At 58.5% G+C, this 24,458-nt stretch carries 19 protein-coding genes; 15 read left to right on the forward strand and 4 right to left on the reverse strand.

Translation table 11 applies throughout. The features are described from left to right. Positions 1-45: 45 nt before the first annotated feature. On the reverse strand, positions 46-3,483 hold the full coding sequence (locus ACR0DH_RS05135; protein WP_480547639.1) for a pyruvate carboxylase: 3,438 nt from the start codon (positions 3,481-3,483) through the stop codon (positions 46-48). A gap of 146 nt (positions 3,484-3,629) precedes the next feature. Next, the gene (locus ACR0DH_RS05140; RefSeq protein WP_480547641.1) at positions 3,630-4,766 is read right to left on the reverse strand and encodes an alpha-hydroxy acid oxidase; all 1,137 of its coding nucleotides are present in this window, start codon (positions 4,764-4,766) and stop codon (positions 3,630-3,632) included. A gap of 177 nt (positions 4,767-4,943) precedes the next feature. Between ACR0DH_RS05140 and ACR0DH_RS05145 the strand changes: the two genes are divergently transcribed. Next, positions 4,944-7,340 carry an ATP-dependent helicase gene (locus tag ACR0DH_RS05145; RefSeq protein WP_480547643.1) on the forward strand — a complete coding sequence of 799 codons (2,397 nt, stop codon included), beginning with the start codon at positions 4,944-4,946 and terminating at the stop codon, positions 7,338-7,340. A 406-nt stretch (positions 7,341-7,746) separates the two neighbouring features. Here the strand turns inward: ACR0DH_RS05145 and ACR0DH_RS05150 are convergent, their stop codons facing one another. Next, positions 7,747-8,196: a DUF1127 domain-containing protein gene (locus ACR0DH_RS05150; protein WP_480547645.1), complete on the reverse strand. Its 450-nt coding sequence runs from the start codon at positions 8,194-8,196 to the stop codon at positions 7,747-7,749. A 677-nt stretch (positions 8,197-8,873) separates the two neighbouring features. On the opposite strand from ACR0DH_RS05150, the gene mraZ reads away from it, so the two are divergent. The 10 genes from mraZ (at position 8,874) to ACR0DH_RS05200 (ending at position 18,959) form a co-directional block, all read left to right on the forward strand. Further along, positions 8,874-9,377 carry a division/cell wall cluster transcriptional repressor MraZ gene (gene mraZ / locus ACR0DH_RS05155; RefSeq protein WP_170532118.1) on the forward strand — a complete coding sequence of 168 codons (504 nt, stop codon included), beginning with the start codon at positions 8,874-8,876 and terminating at the stop codon, positions 9,375-9,377. Between the two features lie 4 nt (positions 9,378-9,381). Continuing rightward, a complete protein-coding gene (gene rsmH / locus ACR0DH_RS05160) occupies positions 9,382-10,374 on the forward strand; it encodes a 16S rRNA (cytosine(1402)-N(4))-methyltransferase RsmH (protein ID WP_480547917.1) in 993 nt (330 codons plus the stop codon). Next, a complete protein-coding gene (gene ftsL, locus ACR0DH_RS05165; protein ID WP_480547647.1) occupies positions 10,371-10,739 on the forward strand; it encodes a cell division protein FtsL in 369 nt (122 codons plus the stop codon). Before rsmH ends, ftsL begins: the two co-directional genes overlap by 4 nt. Next, positions 10,736-12,523: a peptidoglycan D,D-transpeptidase FtsI family protein gene (locus tag ACR0DH_RS05170; protein ID WP_480547649.1), complete on the forward strand. Its 1,788-nt coding sequence runs from the start codon at positions 10,736-10,738 to the stop codon at positions 12,521-12,523. Before ftsL ends, ACR0DH_RS05170 begins: the two co-directional genes overlap by 4 nt. 22 nt (positions 12,524-12,545) lie before the next feature. Further along, complete coding sequence (locus tag ACR0DH_RS05175; RefSeq protein ID WP_480547651.1) at positions 12,546-14,027, forward strand: UDP-N-acetylmuramoyl-L-alanyl-D-glutamate--2,6-diaminopimelate ligase; 1,482 nt, start codon at positions 12,546-12,548, stop codon at positions 14,025-14,027. Continuing rightward, entirely contained in the window at positions 14,024-15,418 is a 1,395-nt protein-coding gene (locus ACR0DH_RS05180; protein WP_480547653.1) for a UDP-N-acetylmuramoyl-tripeptide--D-alanyl-D-alanine ligase, read from the forward strand. Before ACR0DH_RS05175 ends, ACR0DH_RS05180 begins: the two co-directional genes overlap by 4 nt. A 36-nt stretch (positions 15,419-15,454) precedes the next feature. Then, a complete protein-coding gene (mraY, locus tag ACR0DH_RS05185; RefSeq protein WP_170532124.1) occupies positions 15,455-16,537 on the forward strand; it encodes a phospho-N-acetylmuramoyl-pentapeptide-transferase in 1,083 nt (360 codons plus the stop codon). Then, entirely contained in the window at positions 16,534-17,079 is a 546-nt protein-coding gene (locus ACR0DH_RS05190) for an AAA family ATPase (RefSeq protein ID WP_480547655.1), read from the forward strand. The genes mraY and ACR0DH_RS05190 overlap by 4 nt, the downstream gene beginning before the upstream one ends. Continuing rightward, positions 17,076-18,476: a UDP-N-acetylmuramoyl-L-alanine--D-glutamate ligase gene (murD, locus tag ACR0DH_RS05195; protein WP_480547657.1), complete on the forward strand. Its 1,401-nt coding sequence runs from the start codon at positions 17,076-17,078 to the stop codon at positions 18,474-18,476. Before ACR0DH_RS05190 ends, murD begins: the two co-directional genes overlap by 4 nt. A gap of 108 nt (positions 18,477-18,584) precedes the next feature. Then, a complete protein-coding gene (locus ACR0DH_RS05200) occupies positions 18,585-18,959 on the forward strand; it encodes a glycine zipper family protein (protein WP_480547659.1) in 375 nt (124 codons plus the stop codon). 10 nt (positions 18,960-18,969) lie between these two features. Here ACR0DH_RS05200 and ACR0DH_RS05205 read toward each other — a convergent pair whose 3' ends face one another. Further along, positions 18,970-20,154 (reverse strand): BaiN/RdsA family NAD(P)/FAD-dependent oxidoreductase, encoded by a 1,185-nt coding sequence (locus tag ACR0DH_RS05205; protein WP_480547661.1) that lies wholly within the window; start codon positions 20,152-20,154, stop codon positions 18,970-18,972. A 149-nt stretch (positions 20,155-20,303) separates the two neighbouring features. On the opposite strand from ACR0DH_RS05205, the gene ACR0DH_RS05210 reads away from it, so the two are divergent. The 4 genes from ACR0DH_RS05210 to murC all read left to right on the forward strand — a co-directional run bounded on the left by ACR0DH_RS05210 (position 20,304) and on the right by murC (position 24,443). Continuing rightward, on the forward strand, positions 20,304-20,639 hold the full coding sequence (locus ACR0DH_RS05210) for a cupin domain-containing protein (protein WP_480547663.1): 336 nt from the start codon (positions 20,304-20,306) through the stop codon (positions 20,637-20,639). Positions 20,640-20,776: 137 nt separating this feature from the next. Then, positions 20,777-21,940: a putative lipid II flippase FtsW gene (gene ftsW, locus ACR0DH_RS05215; protein ID WP_480547665.1), complete on the forward strand. Its 1,164-nt coding sequence runs from the start codon at positions 20,777-20,779 to the stop codon at positions 21,938-21,940. Then, entirely contained in the window at positions 21,940-23,037 is a 1,098-nt protein-coding gene (locus tag ACR0DH_RS05220; RefSeq protein WP_480547667.1) for a UDP-N-acetylglucosamine--N-acetylmuramyl-(pentapeptide) pyrophosphoryl-undecaprenol N-acetylglucosamine transferase, read from the forward strand. The genes ftsW and ACR0DH_RS05220 overlap by 1 nt, the downstream gene beginning before the upstream one ends. Beyond that, entirely contained in the window at positions 23,034-24,443 is a 1,410-nt protein-coding gene (gene murC / locus ACR0DH_RS05225) for a UDP-N-acetylmuramate--L-alanine ligase (RefSeq protein ID WP_480547669.1), read from the forward strand. The genes ACR0DH_RS05220 and murC overlap by 4 nt, the downstream gene beginning before the upstream one ends. The last annotated feature ends 15 nt before the right edge of the window (positions 24,444-24,458 follow it).

The following is a 24,458-nucleotide window of genomic DNA, read 5'->3' on the forward strand; positions in this document are numbered from 1 at the left end:
CGCAGTTACCCGCGCGGCCATTCAAAGCTTAGCTGATTTTACAGCTTATTCCAGTTCCACAAGCAGGTCCTTGGCGTCAATCTGGCCGCCAGGCTGAACATGAACCGCTTTGACCACCGCATCGCGTTCGGCGTGAATGCCGGTTTCCATCTTCATGGCTTCGATGGTTAGCAGCAGATCACCTTCTTTGACCTGTTGTCCGACACTGGCCGCAACCGTTGCCACAACACCCGGCATCGGGGCACCAATATGGTTCGGATTGCCCGCTTCGGCTTTGGGTCGCGCCTGCGTGGATGACGTGACCATGCGGTTCGGCACCCGGATCACCCGAGGCTGCCCGTTGAGTTCAAAGAAGACTTTCACCTCACCCTTTTCATCGGTCTCTCCGATGGCCTGACAGCGGATTTCCAGCGTCTTGCCCGGGTCGATCTCGGCGGTGATCTCGTCACCTGGTTCCATTCCATAAAAGAAGGTGCGGGTCGGCAGGGTGCGGACGGGGCCATAGGTGCGGTGACGGCCCATATAATCCAGGAAAACCTTGGGATACATCAGGTAACCATTGAGGTCCTCGTCATCAACCTCCTTGCCCTCCAATTGCTTGGACAGTTCGGCGCGGGTGGCTTCCAGATCGACCGGAGGCACGTCCTTTCCGGGGCGTTGCGTGTTCGGTGCTTCGTCCTTCAGCACTTTCTGGATGATGGTGTTCGGGAATCCACCCGGAGGCTGACCCAGATTGCCGCGCATCATATCAACGACCGAGTCGGGGAAGGCCACATCCGTGTCCGGGCTTTCCACCTCGTGCCGTGTCAGGCCCTGACTGACCATCATCAGCGCCATATCGCCAACCACTTTCGACGACGGTGTCACCTTGACGATATCGCCGAACATCTGGTTCACATCGGCATACATCTGCGCAACCTCATGCCAACGCTCTTCCAATCCCAAGGACCGAGCTTGTGCCTTGAGGTTAGTGAACTGACCGCCAGGCATCTCATGCAGATAGACCTCGGACGCGGGCGCCTGAAGGCTGGATTCAAACGCTGCGTACTGGCCGCGCACCGCTTCGAAATAATCACTGATCTCGCGGATCGCCTTGATGTCCAGACCGGTGTCGCGGTCGGTGTGGCGCAGGGCTTCGACCACGGTGCCCAAAGTCGCCTGACTGGTGTTGCCCGAGAAACTGTCCATCGCGCAATCCACAGCATCCACGCCCGCCTCGGAGGCAGCCAGAATGGTGGCGCTGGCGATACCGGCGGTGTCATGGGTGTGGAAGTGGATCGGCAAGCCAACCTCTTCCTTCAAAGCGCGGATCAGGATCTTGGCCGAGGCCGGTTTCAGCAGACCGGCCATGTCCTTCAGGCCAAGAATATGGGCCCCAGCATCGCGCAGCTCTTTCGCCATGCCGACATAGTATTTCAGGTCATATTTGGCGCGATCCGGGTCAAGGATATCACCGGTGTAGCACACGGTGCCCTCGCAGATCTTGCCGTTCTCGACCACCGCATCCATGGCGACGCGCATGTTTTCGACCCAGTTCAACGAGTCGAATACGCGGAACACGTCGATATTCTGTGAAGCCTGGCGAACGAATTCCCGCACTACGTTATCGGGATAGTTGGTATAGCCAACCCCGTTCGCGCCCCGCAGCAGCATCTGGGTCATCAGGTTCGGCATCGCTTCGCGCAGGTCACGCAGACGCTGCCAGGGGCATTCCTGCAGGAAGCGGTAAGCCACGTCGAAGGTTGCACCGCCCCAGCACTCGACCGAGAACAGCTGGGGCAGGTTCGCCGCATAGCTGGGCGCAACCTTGATCATGTCAATCGAGCGCATCCGGGTGGCCAGAAGTGACTGGTGCCCGTCGCGCATAGTGGTGTCGGTGATCAGCAATTGTCGCTGGGCCTTCATCCAATCTGCAACCGCCTGTGGACCTTTCTGTTCCAACAGATTGCGGGTGCCCATCTGCGGCTCAGCCTTGAGCGCGGGCGCCTTGGCCTCTTTCAGATCGGAGCGTGGTTCCGGGCGATCCTTGGTCTCGGGATGCCCGTTCACGGTGATATCCGCGATATAGGTCAGCACTTTGGTGCCCCGGTCGCGGCGGCGTTTAAAGGCAAACAGGTCCGGTGTCGAGTCGATGAACTTGGTGGTGTATTCGTTCGACAGGAAGGTCGGGTGTTTCAGCAGGTTGATGACAAAGTCGATATTGGTGCTGACCCCGCGAATCCGGAATTCACGCAGTGCGCGATCCATCCGGGCAATTGCGGCCTGGGGTGTTGGAGCTTTCGCCGTCACTTTAGTGAGCAGCGAGTCATAGTATCGTGTGATCACCCCGCCCGCATAGGCTGTGCCGCCATCCAGACGAATGCCCATACCAGTGGCCGAGCGATAGGCTGTGATGCGGCCATAATCGGGGATGAAGTTGTTCTGCGGGTCTTCGGTGGTGATCCGGGTCTGCAATGCGTGGCCGGTCAGATGCACGTCGGCCTGGCTTGCTGCTCCTGTGGCTTCGGCCAAGGTCTTGCCTTCAGCGATCAGGATCTGAGCTTGAACGATGTCGATACCGGTGACCTCTTCTGTGACGGTATGTTCAACCTGCACACGTGGGTTCACTTCGATGAAGTAGAACTTGCCGGTTTCCATATCCATCAGGAATTCGACAGTGCCCGCGCATTCATAGTTCACATGGGCGCAGATTTTGCGGCCAAGTTCACAAATCTCGGCGCGTTGGTCTTCGGACAGATACGGGGCAGGGGCGCGTTCAACCACTTTCTGGTTGCGGCGCTGGACCGAGCAGTCGCGTTCATAAAGGTGATAGATCTCACCATGTTTGTCGCCCAGAATCTGCACCTCGACATGGCGGGCGCGGGTGATCATCTTTTCCAGATACCCCTCGCCATTGCCAAAGGCGGCTTCGGCTTCACGGCGACCTTCCAGAACCTTCTCTTCCAACTCGTCCTCGGATTCGATCGGGCGCATGCCGCGCCCGCCACCACCCCAGGAGGCCTTGAGCATCAGGGGATAGCCGATTTCCTTGGCCTCGGCCCGGATCGCATCCATGTCATCGCCCAGAACCTCGGTTGCCGGGATCACGGGCACACCTGCTTCGATGGCGACCCGTCGCGCGCTGGCCTTGTCCCCCAAGGCGCGCATGGTTTCCGCTTTGGGTCCGATGAACGTGATTCCGTTCTTCACACAGGCATCCACAAAGCTGGGGTTTTCCGACAACAAGCCATAACCGGGGTGGATCGCATCCGCACCGCATTCCTTGGCGACGCGAATGATCTCATCAATCGACAGATAAGCGGCAACCGGGCCCATTCCCTCGCCAATGCGATAGGCTTCATCCGCCTTAAAGCGATGCAGACCCAACTTATCCTCTTCTGCATAGACGGCGACTGTGCGTTTGCCCATCTCATTGGCGGCGCGCATCACGCGAATGGCAATCTCGCCGCGGTTGGCGATGAGGATCTTTTTGAAGTCAGTCATAGCGGGTCCCGGTGTTGATGGTTTGGGCGTGTTCTTAGCCGGACACTACGCGCAGATACATCAGTCTTTCTGGGTAGAACCGGCATGTTAACGCTCGCAAACGCCTTTTGTTTATGCGCTTTTCTTAACGTCGCTGCGATGCAGCATCAATTCTTTAATTTACTTTGGGTCAGCTGATCCAAAGAAAAGGCGCCCATCTGTCCCATGTTGGACAGCATATCCTGTTTCAGAATCTCGATCACATGGGCCGGACCTAGCGGTCCCAAGGCTGCCATCCCGTACAAAAAAGCCCGCCCCAGCATGACAAAATCCGCCCCACAGGCCAGCGCGCGCAGGATGTCCAGGCCACCTTCGATGCCACTGTCAAAGATCAGCGGCAGGTTGGTTGCCGAACGCAGCTCTGGCAAGACGTCGATACTGGCGGGGGCCGCATCGAACTGGCGCCCGCCGTGGTTTGACACCCACAGCGCATCAACGCCCGCGCGCTCCAAAGGCTCGGCGTCTTCGGCGCGCATCACACCTTTGATGATCAATGGCCCGTCCCAGTGATCGCGCAGCCAATTAACATAGTCCATGTCTGGCGAAGTGCGCAGCAGGTACCCCAAATGGGCGGTTGGCGGCAGGTTCTGTCCGCTGTCGATATACTTGTCCAGCGTGCGCATTCTGGGCGACCCCTGCCGCAACATCCCTAACGCCCAGGCGGGTCGCATCGCGATCTGTGCCAACAGTCGTGGCGTCAGCCTTGGGGGTTGCGTGAGGCCAGAGCGTGTCTGACGCTCGCGCCGAGAGGCCACAGGAACATCGACGGTCAGCACCAGAGTCCTAAAACCCGCGTTGCGTGCGCGAGACAGCAAATCGGCGCGTATGTCTGGGTCTTTGGGTGGATAGAGTTGGAACCATGCATTGTCGCCAATACTGGGTGCCAAATCTTCGGGGCTTTGTGCCGCGACGGTTGAGAGCGTGTAAGGCAGTCGGGCCTTGGCGGCGGTCCGGGCCAGCAGACCTTCGGCATCCGGCCAGACCAATCCGGACATACCGATCGGGGCAATACCAAACGGCATCGGGTAGTTCTGGCCCAAAAACTGCGTGCGGGTGTCAAAATCACTCTCACCGCGCAGGATTGCGGGGTAAAGCTGTACACGGTCCAGGGCATCCCGATTGCGCTGCAGGGCAGTTTCCATGCCCGTGCCACTTTCCACATAATCCCAGACAAAGCGCGGCAACCGCCGTCGCGCGCGGCGCTTCAGGTCCGAAATACCAGGGTAAAAGCTGTGTAAATCCATGCGGATTGATCCGCCTTGAGCTGCGATTCGGCAAGCATTTGAGGTTGTTCTACAGGTCTGCGCCTACGTTGGGGTGAGGTTCGTGCTTGATTTGTGGGTGTTCGGCTTCAAAAAAATGAGTGAACAAGCCGTGAACAAACTCTTCCCCTCAGCACGCAACCCGCGTAGTTTGGGGGTATGAGCAGTTACGACGAAATGGACGCCTTCGAGGGCGCATCGCTTTCGGCGCGGGCGATGCCAACGCGGTCGAAAGATCATTTGGAGTGGCTTAACACGCCACAACTTGAAGCGGCAACCAGGCTGGACGGACCTCTGCTGGTTTTGGCGGGAGCTGGAACTGGCAAGACGAGATGTTTGATTTCTCGAATCGCAGAAATCTTGGATGAAAAGCGTGCAAGATCGGATGAGATTCTTGCAGTCACGTTCACCAACAAAGCTGCGAAAGAGATGAAAGATAGGGTGCAAAAGTACCCGGTTAACGTCAGTCGCGGATTGCAATGGATGGGAACCTTCCACGCGATTTGCGTGAAATTGCTGCGGCGTCACGCCGAGCTTGTCGACCTAAAGTCGAATTTCACCATTCTGGACAGTGATGATCAGCTGCGTTTACTCAAACAGTTGGTGCAGGCGGCCAACATCGATGACAAGCGCTGGCCCGCTCGGATGTTGGCCGGCATCATCGACGACTGGAAGAACCGTGCGTTGACGCCTGACAAGGTGCCCGCTGCGGATTCTGGCGCGTACAATAACAAAGGTGTTGAACTTTATGCTCAATACCAGACCCGATTGCGTGAGCTGAACGCAGTGGATTTCGGCGACCTGCTTTTGCACATGGTCACGATTTTTCAGACCCATTCGGACGTTTTGGAACAATATCAACGCTGGTTCCGCTACATCCTCGTGGATGAGTATCAGGACACAAACATCGCCCAATACCTCTGGCTGCGTCTGCTGGCTGGGGGGCACAAGAACATTTGCTGTGTGGGCGATGATGATCAGTCGATCTATGGCTGGCGTGGTGCTGAGGTGGGCAACATTCTGCGGTTCGAAAAGGACTTCCCCGGCGCGTTTGTGGTGCGGCTGGAACAGAACTACCGCTCGACCCCACATATTCTGGCGGCAGCCTCGAATGTCATTCGCGGCAATGAAGGCCGGTTGGGTAAGGAACTGTGGACTGATCGCGAAGACGGCGAAAAGGTTCGCCTGATCGGCCATTGGGATGGCGAGGAAGAGGCGCGTTGGATCGGCGAGGAAATCGATGCGATGCAGGGAGGCACGCGCGGCGTGCGGCCCATGAACCTTGATGAGATCGCGATACTTGTGCGCGCCTCGCATCAGATGCGGGCGTTCGAGGATCGGTTCCTGACTATCGGTCTACCCTATAAGGTGATCGGCGGGCCGCGTTTCTATGAGCGGATGGAGATTCGCGATGCCATGGCCTATTTCCGGCTGGTGGTCAGCCCTGAGGATGACCTGGCGTTTGAGCGGATCGTGAACACACCCAAGCGCGGTTTGGGAGACAAGGCACAGCAGACGATTCAGGTGGTGGCGCGTGAGAACGGGGTGTCTCTGGTCGAAGGCGCGCGGCTTGCGGTCGAAAATGGCCTGATCAAAGGCAAGGGCGGCACGGCGCTGCGCGAGTTGATCGACGGTCTGGCGCGCTGGAATGCGATGACACGGGGCCCGCGGATTGAGGTCGATGATGCCTCGGTCATCGACGATGGCGTGTCGCCGATCCGCTATGGCGCGCCCGAGCATACGCATATCGAGCTGGCGCAGATCATCTTGGACGAGTCCGGCTATACCGGTCACTGGCAGAATGACAAAACACCCGAAGCGCCGGGGCGGCTAGAAAACCTCAAGGAACTGGTGAACCAGCTGGACAATTTCGAGAATCTGCAAGGGTTTTTGGAACATGTCAGCCTGGTCATGGACAATGAGCAGGATTCGGATGGCGCCAAGGTCTCGATCATGACCCTGCACGCGGCAAAGGGATTGGAGTTCCCAACCGTGTTCCTGCCGGGCTGGGAGGACGGATTGTTCCCCTCGCAACGGTCGATGGACGAATCCGGGCTTAAGGGACTCGAAGAAGAACGTCGCTTGGCTTACGTGGGTATCACCCGTGCGGAAGAGGTCTGCACGATATCCTTTGCGGCCAATCGGCGGGTGTTTGGGCAGTGGCAGAACTCCATGCCTTCGCGATTCATTGACGAATTGCCCGAGGATCATGTGGAGGTGCTGACACCTCCGGGGTTGTATGGCGGCGGGCAGGTCTCGGCGGGTATTGAAACCCGCGCAGCCGAGGCGAATGTGTACAACTCGCCCGGCTGGAAGCGGATGCAGGCGCGGCAGGGGCAGTATGGGATGTCGCAGCCCAAGGAAAGCCGGAATACGGTGATCGACGCAACAGCGGTGGCCAGTTTCACACTGGGAGAGCGGGTGTTTCACCAGAAATTCGGCTATGGCGGTGTGGTTGGCATTGAAGGCGACAAGGTTGAGGTCGAATTCGACAAGGCCGGGACCAAGAAAGTTGTCTCTCGGTTCCTATCCGCCAAGGACGACGTGCCGTTTTGATCTTTTGCGAGGCTCTGCCTCGCGCTCCGAGGTATTTTTGAACAGAAGAAGGTGGGGGCGTTCGCGCCCCTTTTTTGCTGTTTGCAAAAGAAAAGCGGCGGTTCCCAGGGAGGAGGAGAGGGAACCGCCGCTCTTTGCAACATCAGAGCAGGGAGGAGGAGAGCCCTGATGTATCAGCACCCGGGTTTAAGCCCGGTATGGGGAAGACGCGGCGACGTCAGGGAGGAGGTAGACGTCACCGCGCGCTTTCAACACCAGAGCAGGGAGGAGGAGAGCCCCGATGTATCAGCTTCCGGCTATTTGGGCCGGTATAAGGTGCGGCAGCATCAGGGAGGAGGTAGATGCTGCCGCTGATTACAGACCCTAAAGGGAGGAGGAAGGGCCTGATCTCGGTTGTTCTGGGCGCTTAGCGCGCTGTGTGTTCGTCGGCGGCTTGCTTGGCCAGACGTCGGATCATCGAGCGATGCAGGCCGAGATCGGCGAGTTCCCGATCCGAGAGGTTGGACAGCTCATTGACTGTCTGACGATACATCCGGTAGCTGGCGAAGCGGGTTTTGGCGGCTTCGATCCATGCGTTCAGCCCGTTGCTGTGTGCGCCTTTCAGCGCGGAAGTGTTGGTTGCGACTGCCATGTGCTCACTCGCTTTCATCTCTCTGTGCTGGTCATTTCCAGCGTTTGCTTGAGACTGAAGATAAGCCAATGCTGCAATTGCACAATAGGTAGCGATAACAATGCTGCTATGCAGCAAATGCATAGATATCAAAAACTTGATGCCCTGCACCTCGATTGCCCCTAAAAACATGAGTTCTGGGCAGATCATTTGCAAAATCGTTACATTGAAAAAAAATTGATGCACGATCTGAGTGCGCGATGTTTGAGCGACAAATCACAAAATTTAGGCGTTCACGGACCGGGTATCGAACGGTGTTGGGGTCCTTTGGAGGCGTCCTATGACCTTGCTGGGAATTCGTGGGATGCGGTGAACTCGGGCGATATCTCTGAGTTTTTTGAGAGGTGATTCGACTTCACGAGCAAGAAAATCGGTTAAAACACCCGGTTCTCTGAAAAAATCTGAGAATGTATGGGAAATCATGGGGTCAAATGGGTCGACGAGATTTGCATACATATAGTGTCTTGCTTGACGAAAGGCACTACAGGAGGTGCCTGAGGTTTGCTACAGAAAGATTTGAGGGCCATTGTTTGGCCACTGAGCTGGTATCGGGCCTAAATTTCCTGTTGATTTCCATGAATTCCCATGGCATCCCTATATGCATCCGATGAGGACGAGGCAGCAGGGGCACAAAACGACCCCAAACCAAATAACAAACAGGTTTCATACAGGCACTTCGCTTTCATCACTCTGAAGATCCGGCGCGCGAGCGAGCAGACATCCCCCCAGGTGGCGCGCGCAGCTGGACATCCCGCACAGCGGGTCAATGCGGCGGGTTGATCAGTGGCAGCAGATCAACTCGCCGTTTTTCATCCGGGGGACGTGAATTTTGAGGTGGGGCGCAAGCGAAAGGGACAGTCGTCTTGGCGCGCAGGTTTAGAGGTGAAAGCCACCATAAGGTGGACACGAAGGGCAGGGTGTCGATCCCGGCTTCGTTTCGCCGTGTGCTTGAAGCTTCTGATCCCAACTGGCAGCCCGGTGATACTCCTGAGCTTGTGATTGTCTATGGCGACCACCGTCGCAAATACCTTGAATGCTATACGATGCAGGCGATTGATGAGGTCGATGACAAGATCGATGCCTTGCCGCGCGGCTCGATGGAGCGGCGGATGCTGCAACGTATGTTCCACGGTCAGTCCTTCCCTACGACCGTAGATGAGACCGGACGTCTGGTCCTGCCCGCCAAGCTGCGCAACAAAATCGACCTTGGAAATGAGGCATTCTTTATTGCTGCCGGTGACACCTTCCAGATCTGGAAGCCCGAAACCTATGAGGTCGAAGAACTGGCCAAGACCGAAGAGTGGATGGACGATCTGCCAGATGATTTCGACCCGATGGTCTATCTCGATGGCGTTGGGGACGCGTAACGGCATGTCCGGCGCGGTCTCCTCATCTTCGAACCCACATATTCCTGTCCTGCTACGCCCTTTGCTGGCGGCGGTGTCTCCGGTGTCGGGTGTATGGTTGGACGGAACCTTCGGCGCAGGCGGCTATACGCGGGGTCTGCTTGAGGCCGGCGCCGACAAGGTGATCGGCGTGGACCGCGATCCGCTTGCGTTTGAGATGGCAGCAGATTGGGCGCGTGACTATGGTGACCGGCTGGTGATGCAGCCGGGTGTGTTTTCGCGGTTGGATGAATATGCGAAGGATTTGGAAGGAGTCGTTCTGGATCTTGGCGTGTCGTCGATGCAATTGGATCAGGCCAAGCGCGGGTTCTCGTTCATGAAAGACGGGCCGCTTGATATGCGCATGAGCCAAGAGGGCGAAAGCGCTGCTGATCTGGTGAACGGCGCAACCGAAGCTCAACTGGCCGATATTTTGTTCCATTTTGGCGAAGAACGGGCCAGTCGGCGTATTGCCAAAGCGATCATCAAAGCACGGACTGAGGCACCGATCACAACGACGTTGCGATTGGTCGAGATCATCGAATCTTGCCTGCCGCGTCCGAAACCCGGTCAATCTCACCCGGCGACGCGCAGTTTTCAGGGGCTGCGGATTGCTGTGAATGCCGAATATGAGGAGCTATTTCAAGGGCTTATGGCGGCTGAACGGGCCTTGAAACCTGGCGGACAATTGGCCGTTGTGACCTTTCATTCCATCGAGGATCGGATGGTTAAGCGGTTCTTCCAATCGCGCGCGGGCAAGACCGGTCGGGCCAATCGCTATGCGCCAGAGATCGAACAGGAACTGCCGCAATTTACCCTGAAAACCCGCAAGGCCGTGGCGCCGGATGAGCGGGAATTGCAGGAAAATCCACGCGCGCGTTCTGCCAAGCTGCGCGTTGCGGTTCGGACAGAGGCTCCGGCAGGGGAAATCGATGCGCGGGCCATTGGCATGCCGCAGCTGGGGGAGAAGGCAAGATGAAGAGTATTCTGTATGTGTTGACTGCCATGTCCGTATTCGGTTTGGCGCTTTGGGCGTATCAAGAGAACTACCGCACCCAGCAGGTGTTGAAAGAAACCCAGTCGTTGCAGCGTCAGATTGGCACAGCGCAGGTGCGTTTGGCTGTCCTTAACGCCGAGTGGGCCTATCTGAACCGTCCGGATCGCTTGCGCGAGCTTGCGGATCTCAATTTTGAGCGTCTGGGCCTGTTGCCACTGCGTGCCGAACAGTTCGGGCGTGCGGATCAGATCGCATATGCCGAGGATCCCGACCTGCCAATTGTCGACCCGATTGAATTGCAGGCCATCACCGACCTGCAGGCTCTGGGCGAGGTTCAGCTGCCATGACACGTACCCCACTTCGTCCTCTGGCCCGTGTTCTTGAGGCGCGCGCGAAAGGGGAAAACCCCAAGGTCATCGAGCGCGAGAATATCCGACAACGCCACGAGCAGATGAAAGATCGCGCGCGTGCCCGCGCTGAGGGGCGTTTGCTTGTGCTGGGCCTGTTCTTTTTCTGCGCGTTTTCGGTTGTTGGGGTCCGTATGGGCATGCTTGCGACCTCTGAAGCGCAAGAGCCGCTGGCGAGCGCGCCTGGGGCTTCGATTGCTATGCAACGTGCCAATATTGTGGATCGTGAAGGCCGTATTCTGGCGACCAATCTGGACACCTATTCCGTCTATGCCCAGCCGCCGTTGATGATCGACCCAATTGCGGCGGCAGACCAGTTGGTAGCGATCTTCCCCGATCTGGAAAAAGAACTTCTGGTCAAGGACTTCACTGGCAATCGCAAGTTCCTGTGGATCAAGAAGCGCATCTCACCTGAGCAGAAACAGGCTGTTCACGATATCGGCGATCCGGGCATTCTGTTTGGCCCGCGCGAAATGCGCCTGTACCCCAATGGCAAACTGGCTGCGCATATTCTGGGGGGGTCCGGTTTTGGACGTGAGGGCGTAAGTGCCGCCGAAGTGATTGGCGTCGCTGGCGTCGAAAAGAAGTTTGATAACTATCTGCGCGACCCGGCCAATGGTAACAAACCGCTACAACTGTCACTGGACCTGACCATTCAAGCCGCAGTTGAGCAAGTTTTGTATGGCGGCATGAAGATTATGAATGCCAAAGGGGCCTCGGCGGTTCTGATGGATGCGCATACGGGCGAGGTGATCTCAGCCGCGTCTCTGCCTTCGTTCGATCCCAATGATCGCCCGCGCCCGCCGACCTCGGGTTTTGATCCCTCCGACAGCCCGTTGTTCAACCGCTATGTGCAGGGCGTGTACGAGCTGGGCTCGGTGTTCAAGATTTTCACCGCAGCACAGGCGGTGCAGCTTGGGTTGGTGAATTCTGAGACTATCATCGATACTTCAGGCCCAATGAAGATCGGTCGTTTTCCAATTGGTGAGTTCAACGGCAAGAACTACGGCAAGATCAGCGTGGCTGATGTGATCGTCCACAGTTCGAACCGGGGAACCGGCCGGCTGGCCCTGCAGATCGGGGCCAAAAGACAGCAGGAGTTTCTGGAAACGCTGGGCATGTTCGAACCAACACCGTTCGAGATTGTCGAGGCCTCCGGGGGCGCGCCGCTTAAGCCCAAGAAATGGGGTGAGTTGAGCACGGTGACCATTTCCTATGGCCACGGCCTATCGACCAGCCCGATGCATCTGGCAGCGGGCTATGCGGCGATTGCCAATGGTGGGCATTATGTCAGCCCGACGATCCTGAAGAAAAACAGCCCGCAATACGGCCCGCGTGTCCTGACGGACAGCGCTGCGTCGCAGGCGCAGAAGATGCTGCGCAAGGTGGTGACCGACGGCACCGCCAGCTTTGGCGATGTCAAAGGCTATGACGTCGCGGGCAAGACCGGAACGGCGGATAAACCCAAACCGCGTGGCGGGTATTACGATGACAAGGTCATCGCGACCTTTGCCACAATCTTTCCGGCCTATGATCCGAAATACGTGCTGATCGTCACGCTGGATGAACCGTCAATTGTGGCCTATGGCGAAAAGCGCCGGACAGCCGGGTGGACGGCGGTGCCGGTCGCTGCTGAATTGATCGGACGTGTGGCGCCACTGTTGGGGTTGCGTCCGCGTCTTGAGCCCGAGGCGGGCGCTGCTATAACCCTGACCTCGAATTAGGGTGCCAGAGAACAGGTGGGTCATGGGCGCAAGAACAAAAAAACTCAGCCAACTGGCCCTAACCGCACGCGGTGGCGCAAATCCGGATATCACCGGGCTGGCCGTTGACAGCCGCGAGGTCAAAGACGGTTTTCTGTTTGCAGCCCTCCCCGGCACTCGGGTTCATGGTGGCGAGTTCATCCAATACGCCTTGCGCATGGGGGCCGCCGCCATTCTGACCGACGCCGAAGGCGCGAAGATCGCCGAGGCCGAACTGGCCGCATCCGACGCTGCCTTGGTTGTAGTTGAAGACCCGCGCCAAGCATTGGCCGGGTCCGCTGCACTTTGGTTCGGTGCGCAACCGCAGACGATTGTTGCGGTCACCGGAACCAATGGCAAAACCTCGGTTGCCACATTCGTCCGCCAGATCTGGGCTGAGCTTGGCCATGCCGCCGTCAATCTTGGCACCACCGGAGTCGAGGGCGCTTGGACCGCACCGCTGGCTCACACAACGCCCGAACCGATCACCCTGCATCGATGCCTGTCCGAGGCGGCTGAGAACGGCGTGACCCATGCGGCGATGGAGGCTTCTTCGCACGGGCTGGAGCAACGGCGTCTGGACGGAGTACATCTGGCTGCTGCCGGGTTCTCGAACTTCACGCAGGATCATCTGGACTATCACGAAACCTTCGAGGCCTATTTTGCAGCGAAGATGGGCTTGTTCGACCGGGTTTTGCCTGAGGACGGCACCGCAGTGATCAACCTGAGCGACCCTAAGGGAGCGCAGGTGCGCAAGATTGCCGAGGCGCGGGGGCAGTCGGTGCTGACAGTCGGATTGGGCGAGGCCGATCTTTGCCTTATGAACCAACGCTTTGACTCAACTGGGCAGGATTTGCGGTTTTCCTGGCAGGGCAAGACCTTCCAGACGCGCCTGAACCTGATCGGTGGGTTTCAAGCTGAAAACATCCTGCTAGCCTGTGGGCTGGTCATCGCAGCAGGCGACGACCCTGAGAGAGTGTTCGAGACCCTATCGCATCTGACAACGGTCCGAGGCCGCATGCAACTGGCCGCCACCCGCGACAATGGCGCGGCGGTGTTTGTAGACTATGCTCACACGCCCGACGCTGTTGCGACAGCTTTGAAAGCGCTGCGCCCGCATGTGATGGGACGTCTGATCGCTATCGTCGGCGCGGGCGGAGATCGCGATGCCACCAAGCGCCCGTTGATGGGCAAGGCCGCAACCAATCACGCCGATATCGTCTTCGTCACCGATGACAACCCTCGCAGCGAAGATCCCGCCGCCATCCGCGCGGCCGTGATGGAGGGTGCGCCAGGCGCGACCGAAGTGGGTGATCGGGCCGAAGCGATCTTGCGCGGCATTGACGCTTTGCAACCCGGTGACGCGCTGTTGATTGCAGGCAAAGGCCATGAAACCGGCCAAATCGTCGGCGATCAGGTTTTGCCCTTCGATGATGTTGAACAGGCGAGCATCTCCGTGGCCGCCCTGGATGGGAGGGTCGCATGACGCTCTGGACAGCGGCAGAGGCCGCCGAAGCGACCGGTGGTCGCGCGACGACTGATTGGATGGTAAACGGTGTGTCGATTGACACGCGCACCTTGCAGCCGGGCGACCTGTTTGTTGCGTTGAAAGCTGCGCGAGACGGGCACGACTTTGTGGCTCAGGCGCTTGAGAAAGGCGCGGGTGCAGCCTTGGTCTCGCATGTACCGGAGGGCGTGCGCGAAGATGCGCCGCTGTTGATTGTTGAGGATGTTCAGGCCGGTTTGGAGGCACTGGGCCAAGCCGCGCGTGCGCGCACTGAGGCACGTATCGTCGGGGTGACAGGCAGTGTCGGCAAAACCTCGACCAAGGAAATGCTGGCGACCATTCTGGAAAGACAGGGTAGGACCCATGCCAGCGTTGCCAGCTACAACAACCATTGGGGCGTGCCTCTGACACTGGCGCGGATACCGCAGGACACGGAATATGCTGTGATCGAGATTGGGATGAACCACCCCGGCGAGATTGCTCCACTCGCGTGTCAGGCCCGCCCGCATGTGGCTTTGTTGACAACGGTAGCCGCGGTGCATCTTGAGGCGTTTGAGTCGGTTGCAGGAATCGCCCATGAAAAGGCGGCAATTTTCGAGGGGCTGGAACCCGGCGGCGCAGCCATCGTCAATGCCGATATCGAGCATGCCGAAATTCTGCGCCACACGGCGCAAGACCACGGCGCAGGGATCGTCGAATTTGGCCGACAGGCCGCAGATTACAAACTGACGGATGTGACCGCCGGGCCGGATTCGATTCAGGCCCAAGCCTCGGTTGGTGACACGCAGTTCATCTTCGACGTCCAATCCGCTGGTACGCATTTTGCAATGAACGCGTTGGGGGCCTTGGCGGCCTGTGTCGAACTGGGTGTCGATCTGGAACAGGCCATCGATGGGCTGCAGCACTGGTCTCCGGTCAAAGGTCGCGGAGTGCGCGAGACTTTGCCATTGGCAAATGGTGGGCAAATCGAACTGCTGGACGACAGCTACAATGCCAACCCGACCTCGATGGAAGCCGCTTTGGATGTTCTGGCGGCATCCCAAGGTGCGCGCCGGATCGCCTTTTTGGGGGACATGAAAGAGCTTGGGCCGCAGGAACAGGCCATGCACGCGGCGATGGCGCAGGTCAATGCGATGGCCGGTGTGGATAAGGTGCATTGCATCGGCCCGCTGATGCAAGCGCTGCATCGGGCTCTGCCAGATGATAAGCGCGGGCTCTGGTTCGAAACCAGCGCTGAGATGGCTGAGCACCTGCCTGACCTGATCAAAACCGGCGATAGCGTGCTGGCCAAGGGCTCGCTAAGCATGGCCTTGGCGCGGATTGTTGACGGTCTGCGCAAAATGGGGCAAGGGGGCGCGCTTGACGGGTGAACTTGCCCATGGGCCTCGTGTAAGAAAGGTTTTGTAATGCTGTATTGGTTGACCGCCTTGTCGGATGGAGGGGATTTCTGGAACCTCTTCCGCTACATTACCTTCCGCGCAGGCGGGGCCTTTCTAACGGCGCTGATCTTTGGCTTCATCTTCGGAAAACCGCTTATTAATGTGCTGCGCAAGAAGCAGGGCAAAGGCCAGCCGATCCGCGACGACGGCCCTGAGGGGCATTTTTCCAAGGCTGGTACCCCAACCATGGGCGGGTTGCTGATCGTCGGGGCTCTGGTCACTTCGACCCTCGTCTGGGCGCGGTGGGACAACCCTTATGTCTGGATGGTTCTGTTCGTAACTTTGGCCTATGCGGCCATTGGTTTTGCGGATGACTACGCAAAGGTGTCAAAGCAAAACACGAAGGGCGTTTCCGGCAAGATGCGGATGGCTTTGGGTGTCATCATCGCTGTTCTGGCATCGCTATGGGCAGTTCTGCACCATCCTGAAGCGCTGCAAAATCAACTTGCTGTGCCCGTTTTCAAAGATACGCTCGTCAATCTGGGCATCTTCTACATCCCGTTCTCGATTGTCGTCATCGTGGGGGCGGCGAATGCGGTGAACCTGACCGATGGTTTGGACGGCTTGGCGATCATGCCCGCGATGATCGCGGCCTCGACGCTTGGAATCATCGCCTATGCCGTCGGGCGGGTCGACTTTACCGAGTACTTGGACGTGCATTATGTGCCCGGGACAGGAGAAATCTTCATCTTCACCTCGGCCCTCTTTGGCGCGGGGCTTGGCTTCTTGTGGTACAACGCCCCGCCCGCCGCGGTGTTCATGGGCGATACCGGATCACTGGCACTGGGCGGCGCGCTGGGGGCTATTGCTGTGGCGACCAAGCACGAGCTGGTGCTGGCCGTCGTCGGCGGGTTGTTCGTGGTCGAAGCGCTGAGCGTGATCATCCAGGTCCTCTATTTCAAACGCACCGGCAAGCGCGTTTTCCTGATGGCCCCGATCCATCACCACTATGAGAAAAAGGGCTGGGCCGAGCCGACCATTGTGATCCGCTTCTGGATCATCTCGCTGATCCTGGCGATGATCGGGTTGGCGACGCTGAAGGTTCGGTGAAGAAGCGTCGGGTTGTACTGTCCGGATGTTCGGGCGGTGGCAAGTCCACCCTACTAGAGGAAATGGCGCGACGCGGCTATGCCACGGTCGCGGAACCGGGTCGTCGGGTGATCGCAGCCGAGCAAGAGCACAGCGGAGATGGTTTGCCCTGGATCAATCCCGATTCGTTTTGCCGTAAAGTGATCCAAACATCTTTCGATGATGTGACCAAGGCTCCAGATGGTTTGGTCTTATTCGACCGTTCCGCGCTGGACGCTTTGATTTGGTTTGATCGAACCGGCGCCAATCTGGAGAGTTCACTCCGGGATAAGATACTAAGCCTAGGATACGATCACTGCGTTTATCTGTTCCCACCGTGGCGCGAAATTTATGTAAAAGACGAACAGCGAAGGCATGACTTGTCCGACGCACTTGAAGAGTATGAGGCTTTGTGCGACCGCTTACCAAAGCTCGGGTTCCAAACTGCGCTTGTTCCGAAAAAGCCAGTTGCAGACCGAGCAGATTGGTTTGAGGCGCAGCTAAACAAAGGGCAGACGACATGATCCCGGTCAAAGGGTTTTCAGGACAAAAAGTTGCGGTTCTGGGGCTGGGCCGATCTGGGCTGACCACCGCACGGGCGCTGCGTGCGGGTGGGGCACAGCCGGTGTGTTGGGATGACAACCCGGACGCACGGGACGCTGCTCAGGCCGAGGGGTATGACTGTACTGATCTGCGCCGAAATGGGGCGTTCGAGGGCATTGCGTCTCTGATAGTCTCGCCGGGAATCCCGCATCTTTATCCTTCACCAAATCCTATCGTTGCGACCGCCTTGGAGGCAGGCGTTCCGGTGGACAATGATATCGGCCTGTTCTTCCGCTCCTTCGCAGGGCCGGAATGGAACAACTTTGATACTCCACCGCGCGTGATTGCCGTCACAGGGTCGAACGGGAAATCAACCACCGCTGCTTTGATCCACCACATCCTGACCGAGGAAGGACGATCAGCCGAACTGGCCGGCAATATCGGGCGTGGCGTGCTGGATATTGATCCCGGCACGGATGGTTCGGTCGTGGTTCTGGAACTCAGTAGCTATCAAACCGAACTGGCCCGGTCGCTGACACCGGATGTGGCCGTGTTTACCAATCTTTCGCCAGATCATCTGGACCGCCATGGCGGCATGGGTGGTTACTTCGCCGCCAAGAGACGGCTGTTTTCCGAAGGTGGGCCCGATCGGGCTGTCATTGGCGTGGATGAGGCCGAAGGCGTGTTTCTGGCCGGGCAGATGGCAGAGGGGCCAGCGGATGACCGGGTTATCCGTGTCTCGGTTGATCGTAAGCTGACGGGTCCGGGTTGGCAGGTCTTTGCGCGCAAGGGGTTCTTGTCGGAATACCGCAAGGGGCGACAGGCGGGCTCAATTGACCTGCGCGCCATAAAGGGCTTGCCGGGGACACATAACCACCAGAACGCTTGTGCGGCATATGCCGCCTGCCGTTCGTTGGGCCTGGCCCCTCGGGTGATCGAGGACGCGCTGCACAGCTATCCGGGCCTGCCGCATCGCAGCCAAATTATCGCCGAAGCGCAGGGTGTAACTTATGTGAACGATTCCAAAGCCACAAATGTCGACAGTGCGGTCAAGGCGCTGGGGGCGTTCAAGCGTATACGCTGGATCTGTGGCGGGCTGGAGAAAGAGGGTGGGCTGGCTGCTCTGAACGAGGCAACCACCGACGTGCTAAAGGCTTATGTCATTGGGCGCGAGGCTGCGAAATTTGCAATGCAATTGAACGTCGAAGCACAGGTTTGCACAACCATGGCTGTTGCGGTTGAACAGGCGATGGCAGATGCCGAAGCCGGTGATACTATTTTACTTGCGCCTGCTGCTGCAAGTTTTGACCAGTATGATAGTTTTGAACGACGTGGCGAGGATTTTGCTGACAATGTTCTGCAAAGACTGGCTGAATAGAGCGATTACAGTTTGCCGCTTGTTCACAAGGGCAAATGGGCTATCGTCTTGACGCCCTAGCGGATTTGGTCTTGCCTTGGCAGGACTTTAGAAAACGAGGTTACGGATATGTCCAACCGAAAGAAATTTATGGTGTTGCCAGCGGTGCTGTTGGTCGGAGCCTGTGCCAACTCTGGCGCGAACTACACGCCTATCATCGATGGCAATATCGGTCCCAATTACAACGCAGACCTGGCGCAGTGCCAGGCTCTGGCCCGAACACAGCCAACGGTTGATGGCAGAACAGCGGGTGCGGCGGCGATTGGTGCTGCAGGTGCCGCTGGTACAAAAGCGATCATCGATGACAGTGCCAGCGATCTGGGCCGTACCGCCGTTGCCGGTGCTCTGATCGGTGCGGGTGCAAGCGCGCTACAGAACACCCAAAATCAAGAGGTTATCGTGCGCAACTGCATGCGCGGGCGTGGCTATAACGTCGTCGGCTAAGGGTTGATCGTCAAAACGAGTGGCTTGCGATGGCGGTTCCAGCGGCGTGGCCGGAGGACCATGCCCATTGGAAGTTGTACCCACCCAACCATCCGGTGACATCCACCGCTTCACCAATTGCATAGAGGCCGGGGACATCCCTGGCCTCCATCGTTTTTGAGGACAGGTCATCTGTGTCGATCCCGCCCAGCGTGACCTCGGCCGTACGGTAGCCTTCGGTGCCCGATGGGGTCAGTTGCCAGTTGGAAAGGGCAGAGCTCAGATCGCTGAGCACCGCATCAGACTGGTCGGCCAAATTGCCATGCATTGGCATCTGCTGGCTGAGGTAATCGACCAGTCGCGCGGGCAAGTGGCGCGCCAGTTCCGTGGTCAAATCCTTGCGCCCAGCGCTTTGGCGTTGATCCCGCAGCAGGTCGAACAGCGGCAGATCGGGGATCAGGTTCACGCAGATCGTCTCTCCCTCGCGCCAGTAGGAGGAGAGTTGCAGAACCGACGGCCCGCTAAGGCCGCGATGAGTGAACAGAAGCGCTTCGTCAAAACTGGTACGCTCGTTTGACAGTCGTGCGGGCAGCGAGACGCCCGATAGGTCTTTGAACTTCCCATCTGAGAACGTGAACGGGACTAGCGCGGCGCGGGTTTCGGTCATTCGCAACCCGAATTGCAGCGCGATATCATAGGCCAGCCCTGTCGCGCCCATTTTGGGGATTGACTTGCCGCCTGTGGCCAGAACCAGATTGGAGCAAGTCAGGCTTCGGCGCTGTCCTTCGCGCTCGACCTCCAGTGTGAAGCCACATTCGGTCTTGCGCAGGTCCTTGAGCTCGGTTCGCACCCACAGCTCCGCTCCGGCACGTGTCATCTCATCCAGCAACATCTGGATGATTTGCTTGGAGGACCCGTCGCAGAATAGTTGGCCGAGTGTTTTCTCGTGCCATGCGATGTTGTGGTGTCCGACCAGATCGACGAAATCCCACTGCGTATATCGCGCCAGGGCGGATTTGCAGAAATGTGGGTTCTGCGACAGAAAGTTTCCCGAGCGCGCATACATGTTGGTGAAATTGCACCGCCCGCCTCCCGAGATGCGGATTTTCTCACCCGGAGCCTTGGCGTGGTCGATCACCAAAACGCGCCCGCCGCAATGGGCGGCGCACATCATACCTGCTGCACCGGCCCCGAGGATGATCGTGTCATAGGTCATGGGTGGGGGATGGCTTGGATTGAGCCGGAACGCAAGAGCGTGCCATCGTCTCGTTCAGGCTGCAATCCCGCGCGGGAAATCCGGATTGCCAGTTGCCGGACGCACTGTCATCCTGCGGTGATAACTTACCTGCATAGAAGGAACAGTTTATGCAATTCCCGGATTTTATGGTGGCCTTTCCAAAACTCGACGTTCCTTTCCCCGAAGATGTGGTACAGACGGCCGTAATTCGCTCGGACGCGGGGCTGGTGGCGTTCTTTACCTTTCTGAAGGAAGTGGAGCTTCCGCTCCATTCTCATGGCGCGCAATGGGGTACAGTCGTTGAAGGTGAGATTGAACTAACAATCGGAGATCAGACGAAAACCTACCGTCCTGGTGAAAACTACTCGATCCCAGCCGGGGTCGAACACGGAGGCCGGATCAAGGCAGGTACGCGCGTGATTGATGTCTTTGAGGAACCGGACCGGTACCCGATCAAAGCGTAACGCACTTTCATATCTCTGGGGCTGATCGAATTCCGCCTATGCCCCTCATTTCCCTAGCCCAATCCCCAAAATCCCTGTACACTTCTACCCAGACCCCGAAAACGGGGCGTTAACGAGGCAGTAAGTGGCGGTATCTCATGACTGAGATGGTGTATGGCGCGGTCCAGGACCAGCGCGGCGAACCGATTCTACCAAAGTGGTGGCGCACGATTGATCGCTGGACGATGTCCTGCGTGCTGATCCTGTTTGTCATCGGGCTATTATTGGGGTTGGCGTCCTCGCCGCCACTGGCAGGGCGCAACGGCTTCGATCCGTTTCACTATGTCGAACGGCAGGCGCTGTTCGGTGGGCTGGCGCTGATTGCGATGTTGCTGACCTCTATGATGTCGCCAACACTGGTACGCCGTCTGGCGGTGCTGGGCTTTCTGGGGGCCTTTGTTGCGCTCGCGTTCCTGCCGATCTTCGGCACCGATTTCGGAAAAGGGGCGGTGCGTTGGTATTCTCTGGGATTCGCGTCGCTGCAACCGTCCGAGTTTCTGAAGCCCGGATTTGTGGTTGTTGCGGCGTGGCTGCTGGCGGCATCGCAGGAAATCAACGGCCCTCCGGGGCGTTTGTGGTCTTTTGCGCTGTGCATGGCGATTGTCGGGATGCTCGTGATGCAGCCAGATTTCGGGCAGGCCTGTCTGATCCTGTTTGGTTGGGGCGTGATGTATTTCGTGGCCGGGGCCCCCATGCTGCTGCTAGTAGGCATGGCCGGCGTGGTCATTCTGGCGGGGATGTTCGCCTATTCCAACTCGGACCATTTCGCGCGCCGTATTGACGGATTTTTGAATCAAGAGGTCGATCCGACCACTCAACTTGGCTATGCGACCAACGCCATACGTGAGGGCGGTTTGTTTGGCGTCGGCGTGGGCGAGGGGCAGGTCAAATGGTCTCTGCCCGATGCGCATACAGATTTCATTATCGCCGTCGCAGCCGAGGAATACGGCCTTATCCTGGTGCTGATCATCATCGCGCTCTATTCGATTATCGTCGTGCGCTCGCTGCTGCGGCTGATGCGTGAACGGGATATGTTCATCCGCTTGGCGGGAACTGGTCTGGCCTGCATGTTTGGCGTTCAGGCAATGATCAATATGGGTGTTGCGGTGCGACTGCTGCCTGCCAAGGGTATGACGCTGCCTTTTGTCAGTTACGGCGGCTCGTCGTTGATTGCAGGCGGTATCGCGATCGGCATGTTGCTGGCCTTCACCCGAACCCGCCCGCAAGGCGAACTGGGCGATATTCTGCGCGGACGAAGCTGATGGGCAAACCCTACCTTCTGATTGCGGCGGGCGGCACCGGGGGCCATATGTTCCCGGCGCAAGCCCTGGCTGAGGCGATGTTGCACAAAGGTTGGCGGGTGCGCCTGTCTACCGATGCCCGTGGGGCCCGCTATACCGGTGGCTTCCCGCACACGACCGAGATTGTCGAAGCCTCCTCGGCCACTTTCGCGCGAGGCGGTTTGGCGGCTAAGGCACTGGTCGGCCCTAAGATTGCTGGTGGTGTCGCCAGCATGGCGTTTCAGATGATGCGGGACAAACCGGATGTGGTCGTGGGCTTCGGCGGATATCCCTCGATCCCAGCCCTGGGTGCGGCGGTGATGCTGAAACTACCACGCATGATCCATGAGCAAAACGGGGTGCTGGGCCGGGTGAACCAGCTGTTTGCCACGCGCGTTTCACAAGTGGCCTGCGGTGTCTGGCCGACCGATCTGCCGGACAGTGCGCAGGGCATACACACCGGCAACCCGGTCCGAGCCTCGGTTTTGGAGCGGGCCGGGGCGCCCTATATCCCGCCCGGCGAATACCCGATGTCGATCCTTGTCATGGGTGGCTCGCAAGGTGCCCGAATTCTCAGTGACGTGGTGCCAGAATCCATTGCGGCGCTGCCCGAAGACATCCGTGCTCATATCCGCGTCTCACATCAGGCGCGGGATGAAGACGGTGCACGCGTCACGGCCTTTTACAACGAGCACGGCATTCGTGCGGATGTTAAGCCCTTTTTTGACGACGTGCCACGCCGTATGTCAGATGCGCAACTGGTGATCAGTCGCTCGGGCGCATCCAGCGTGGCCGATATCTCGGTCATCGGCCGCCCGTCGATCCTGATCCCGTTTGCAGCCGCCGCAGGCGACCATCAGACCGCCAATGCCCGAGGGTTGGTACAGGCGGGCGGGGCGATCATGATCCCCGAAAACGCTCTTGACGTTGCCGCGCTGACCGAGCAAATGAGCACGGTTTTGACGAACCCTGAAGCCGCACAGAAAATGGCCCATGCCGCCTTGTCGGTCGGAGCCCCCGACGCCACCGAGCGTCTGGTCGCCCTGGTCGAGCAATTGGCGCAGAAGGAGACCACATGACCCCAGCAACCAAACTGCCGCAGGATGTCGGGCCGATCCATTTCGTTGGGATCGGCGGGATCGGGATGTCGGGCATCGCCGAGGTGTTGCTGAACCTTGGCTACCGGGTGCAGGGGTCAGATCTAAAGGCTTCGAAGATCACGGATCGGTTGGCGTCCCTTGGGGCCGAGATTTTTGTGGGGCAGAAAGCCGAAAACCTGCAAAACGCCGCCGTGGTCGTCACCTCGACCGCGATCAAACCGGGCAACCCGGAACTGGATGAGGCGCGCGCGCAAGGTCTTCCTGTTGTCCGTCGTGCGGATATGCTGGCCGAGCTGATGCGCCTGCGGTCGAACATCGCCATTGCTGGTACGCATGGCAAAACAACCACGACCACGATGATGGCCGAATTGATGGTGGCGGGTGATTTCGACCCTACGGTCATCAATGGTGGCATCATCCACGCCTACGGCTCGAACGCACGGATGGGGCAGGGCGAATGGATGGTGGTCGAGGCCGACGAATCCGACGGCTCGTTCAACCGTCTGCCCGCGACCATCGCCATCGTCACCAATATCGATCCCGAGCATATGGAGCATTGGGGCGATTTCGACAAGTTGCGCGATGGGTTTTATGAGTTCGTTTCGAACCTGCCGTTCTACGGTCTAGCCGTGTGCTGCACGGATCATGCCGAAGTTCAGGCTCTGGTCGGGCGCATCACTGACCGTCGCGTTCGCACCTATGGTTTCAACGCGCAGGCCGATGTGCGGGCGATGAACCTGACCTATAAAGGCGGCGTCGCTCATTTCGATATCCACCTGCAATACGAAGACAAGGTGATTGAGGGCTGCACGTTGCCGATGCCTGGCGATCACAACGTCTCAAACGCGTTGTCTGCCGTGGCTGTCGCCCGCCATCTGGGCATGAAAACCGCAGAAATCCGCGAGACGCTGGCCAATTTCGGAGGCGTGAACCGCCGCTTTACCAAAGTCGGAGAGATTGATGGGGTCACCATCATCGACGACTATGGCCATCACCCGGTGGAAATCGCTGCGGTGCTGAAAGCTGCGCGTCAGGCGACTGAGGGACGCGTGATTGCCGTGCATCAGCCGCACCGCTATTCCCGTCTGTCCAACCTGTTCGATGATTTCTGCACCTGCTTTAACGACGCTGACGTCGTTGCCATCGCCGATATCTTCGCCGCCGGCGAAGACCCGATCGAAGGGGCGTCGCGCGATGATCTGGTGCAGGGGCTGATCCGCCATGGGCATCGGCATGCTCGTGCGTTACTGGACGAGGACGATCTTGAACGCCTCGTGCGCGAACAGGCGCGCCCCGGAGATATGGTTGTCTGCCTTGGTGCCGGTACGATCAGCGCCTGGGCGAATGGGCTGCCTGAGAGATTGCAAAGAAAACAAGCAGTTTGACGGCACTCCTCATTT

It is taken from the genome of Ruegeria sp. I1 (genome assembly GCF_056532675.1).

Bases quoted from the DNA above. Each gene is read 5' to 3' on its own strand.
- ACR0DH_RS05135 (WP_480547639.1), bottom strand. From the start codon at position 3,483: ATGACTGACTTCAAAAAGATCCTCATCGCCAACCGCGGCGAGATTGCC.
- ACR0DH_RS05140 (WP_480547641.1), bottom strand. From the start codon at position 4,766: ATGGATTTACACAGCTTTTACCCTGGTATTTCGGACCTGAAGCGCCGC.
- ACR0DH_RS05145 (WP_480547643.1), top strand. From the start codon at position 4,944: ATGAGCAGTTACGACGAAATGGACGCCTTCGAGGGCGCATCGCTTTCG.
- rsmH (WP_480547917.1), top strand. From the start codon at position 9,382: ATGTCCGGCGCGGTCTCCTCATCTTCGAACCCACATATTCCTGTCCTG.
- ftsL (WP_480547647.1), top strand. From the start codon at position 10,371: ATGAAGAGTATTCTGTATGTGTTGACTGCCATGTCCGTATTCGGTTTG.
- ACR0DH_RS05170 (WP_480547649.1), top strand. From the start codon at position 10,736: ATGACACGTACCCCACTTCGTCCTCTGGCCCGTGTTCTTGAGGCGCGC.
- ACR0DH_RS05175 (WP_480547651.1), top strand. From the start codon at position 12,546: ATGGGCGCAAGAACAAAAAAACTCAGCCAACTGGCCCTAACCGCACGC.
- ACR0DH_RS05180 (WP_480547653.1), top strand. From the start codon at position 14,024: ATGACGCTCTGGACAGCGGCAGAGGCCGCCGAAGCGACCGGTGGTCGC.
- mraY (WP_170532124.1), top strand. From the start codon at position 15,455: ATGCTGTATTGGTTGACCGCCTTGTCGGATGGAGGGGATTTCTGGAAC.
- murD (WP_480547657.1), top strand. From the start codon at position 17,076: ATGATCCCGGTCAAAGGGTTTTCAGGACAAAAAGTTGCGGTTCTGGGG.
- ACR0DH_RS05200 (WP_480547659.1), top strand. From the start codon at position 18,585: ATGTCCAACCGAAAGAAATTTATGGTGTTGCCAGCGGTGCTGTTGGTC.
- ACR0DH_RS05205 (WP_480547661.1), bottom strand. From the start codon at position 20,154: ATGACCTATGACACGATCATCCTCGGGGCCGGTGCAGCAGGTATGATG.
- ACR0DH_RS05210 (WP_480547663.1), top strand. From the start codon at position 20,304: ATGCAATTCCCGGATTTTATGGTGGCCTTTCCAAAACTCGACGTTCCT.
- ftsW (WP_480547665.1), top strand. From the start codon at position 20,777: ATGACTGAGATGGTGTATGGCGCGGTCCAGGACCAGCGCGGCGAACCG.
- ACR0DH_RS05220 (WP_480547667.1), top strand. From the start codon at position 21,940: ATGGGCAAACCCTACCTTCTGATTGCGGCGGGCGGCACCGGGGGCCAT.
- murC (WP_480547669.1), top strand. From the start codon at position 23,034: ATGACCCCAGCAACCAAACTGCCGCAGGATGTCGGGCCGATCCATTTC.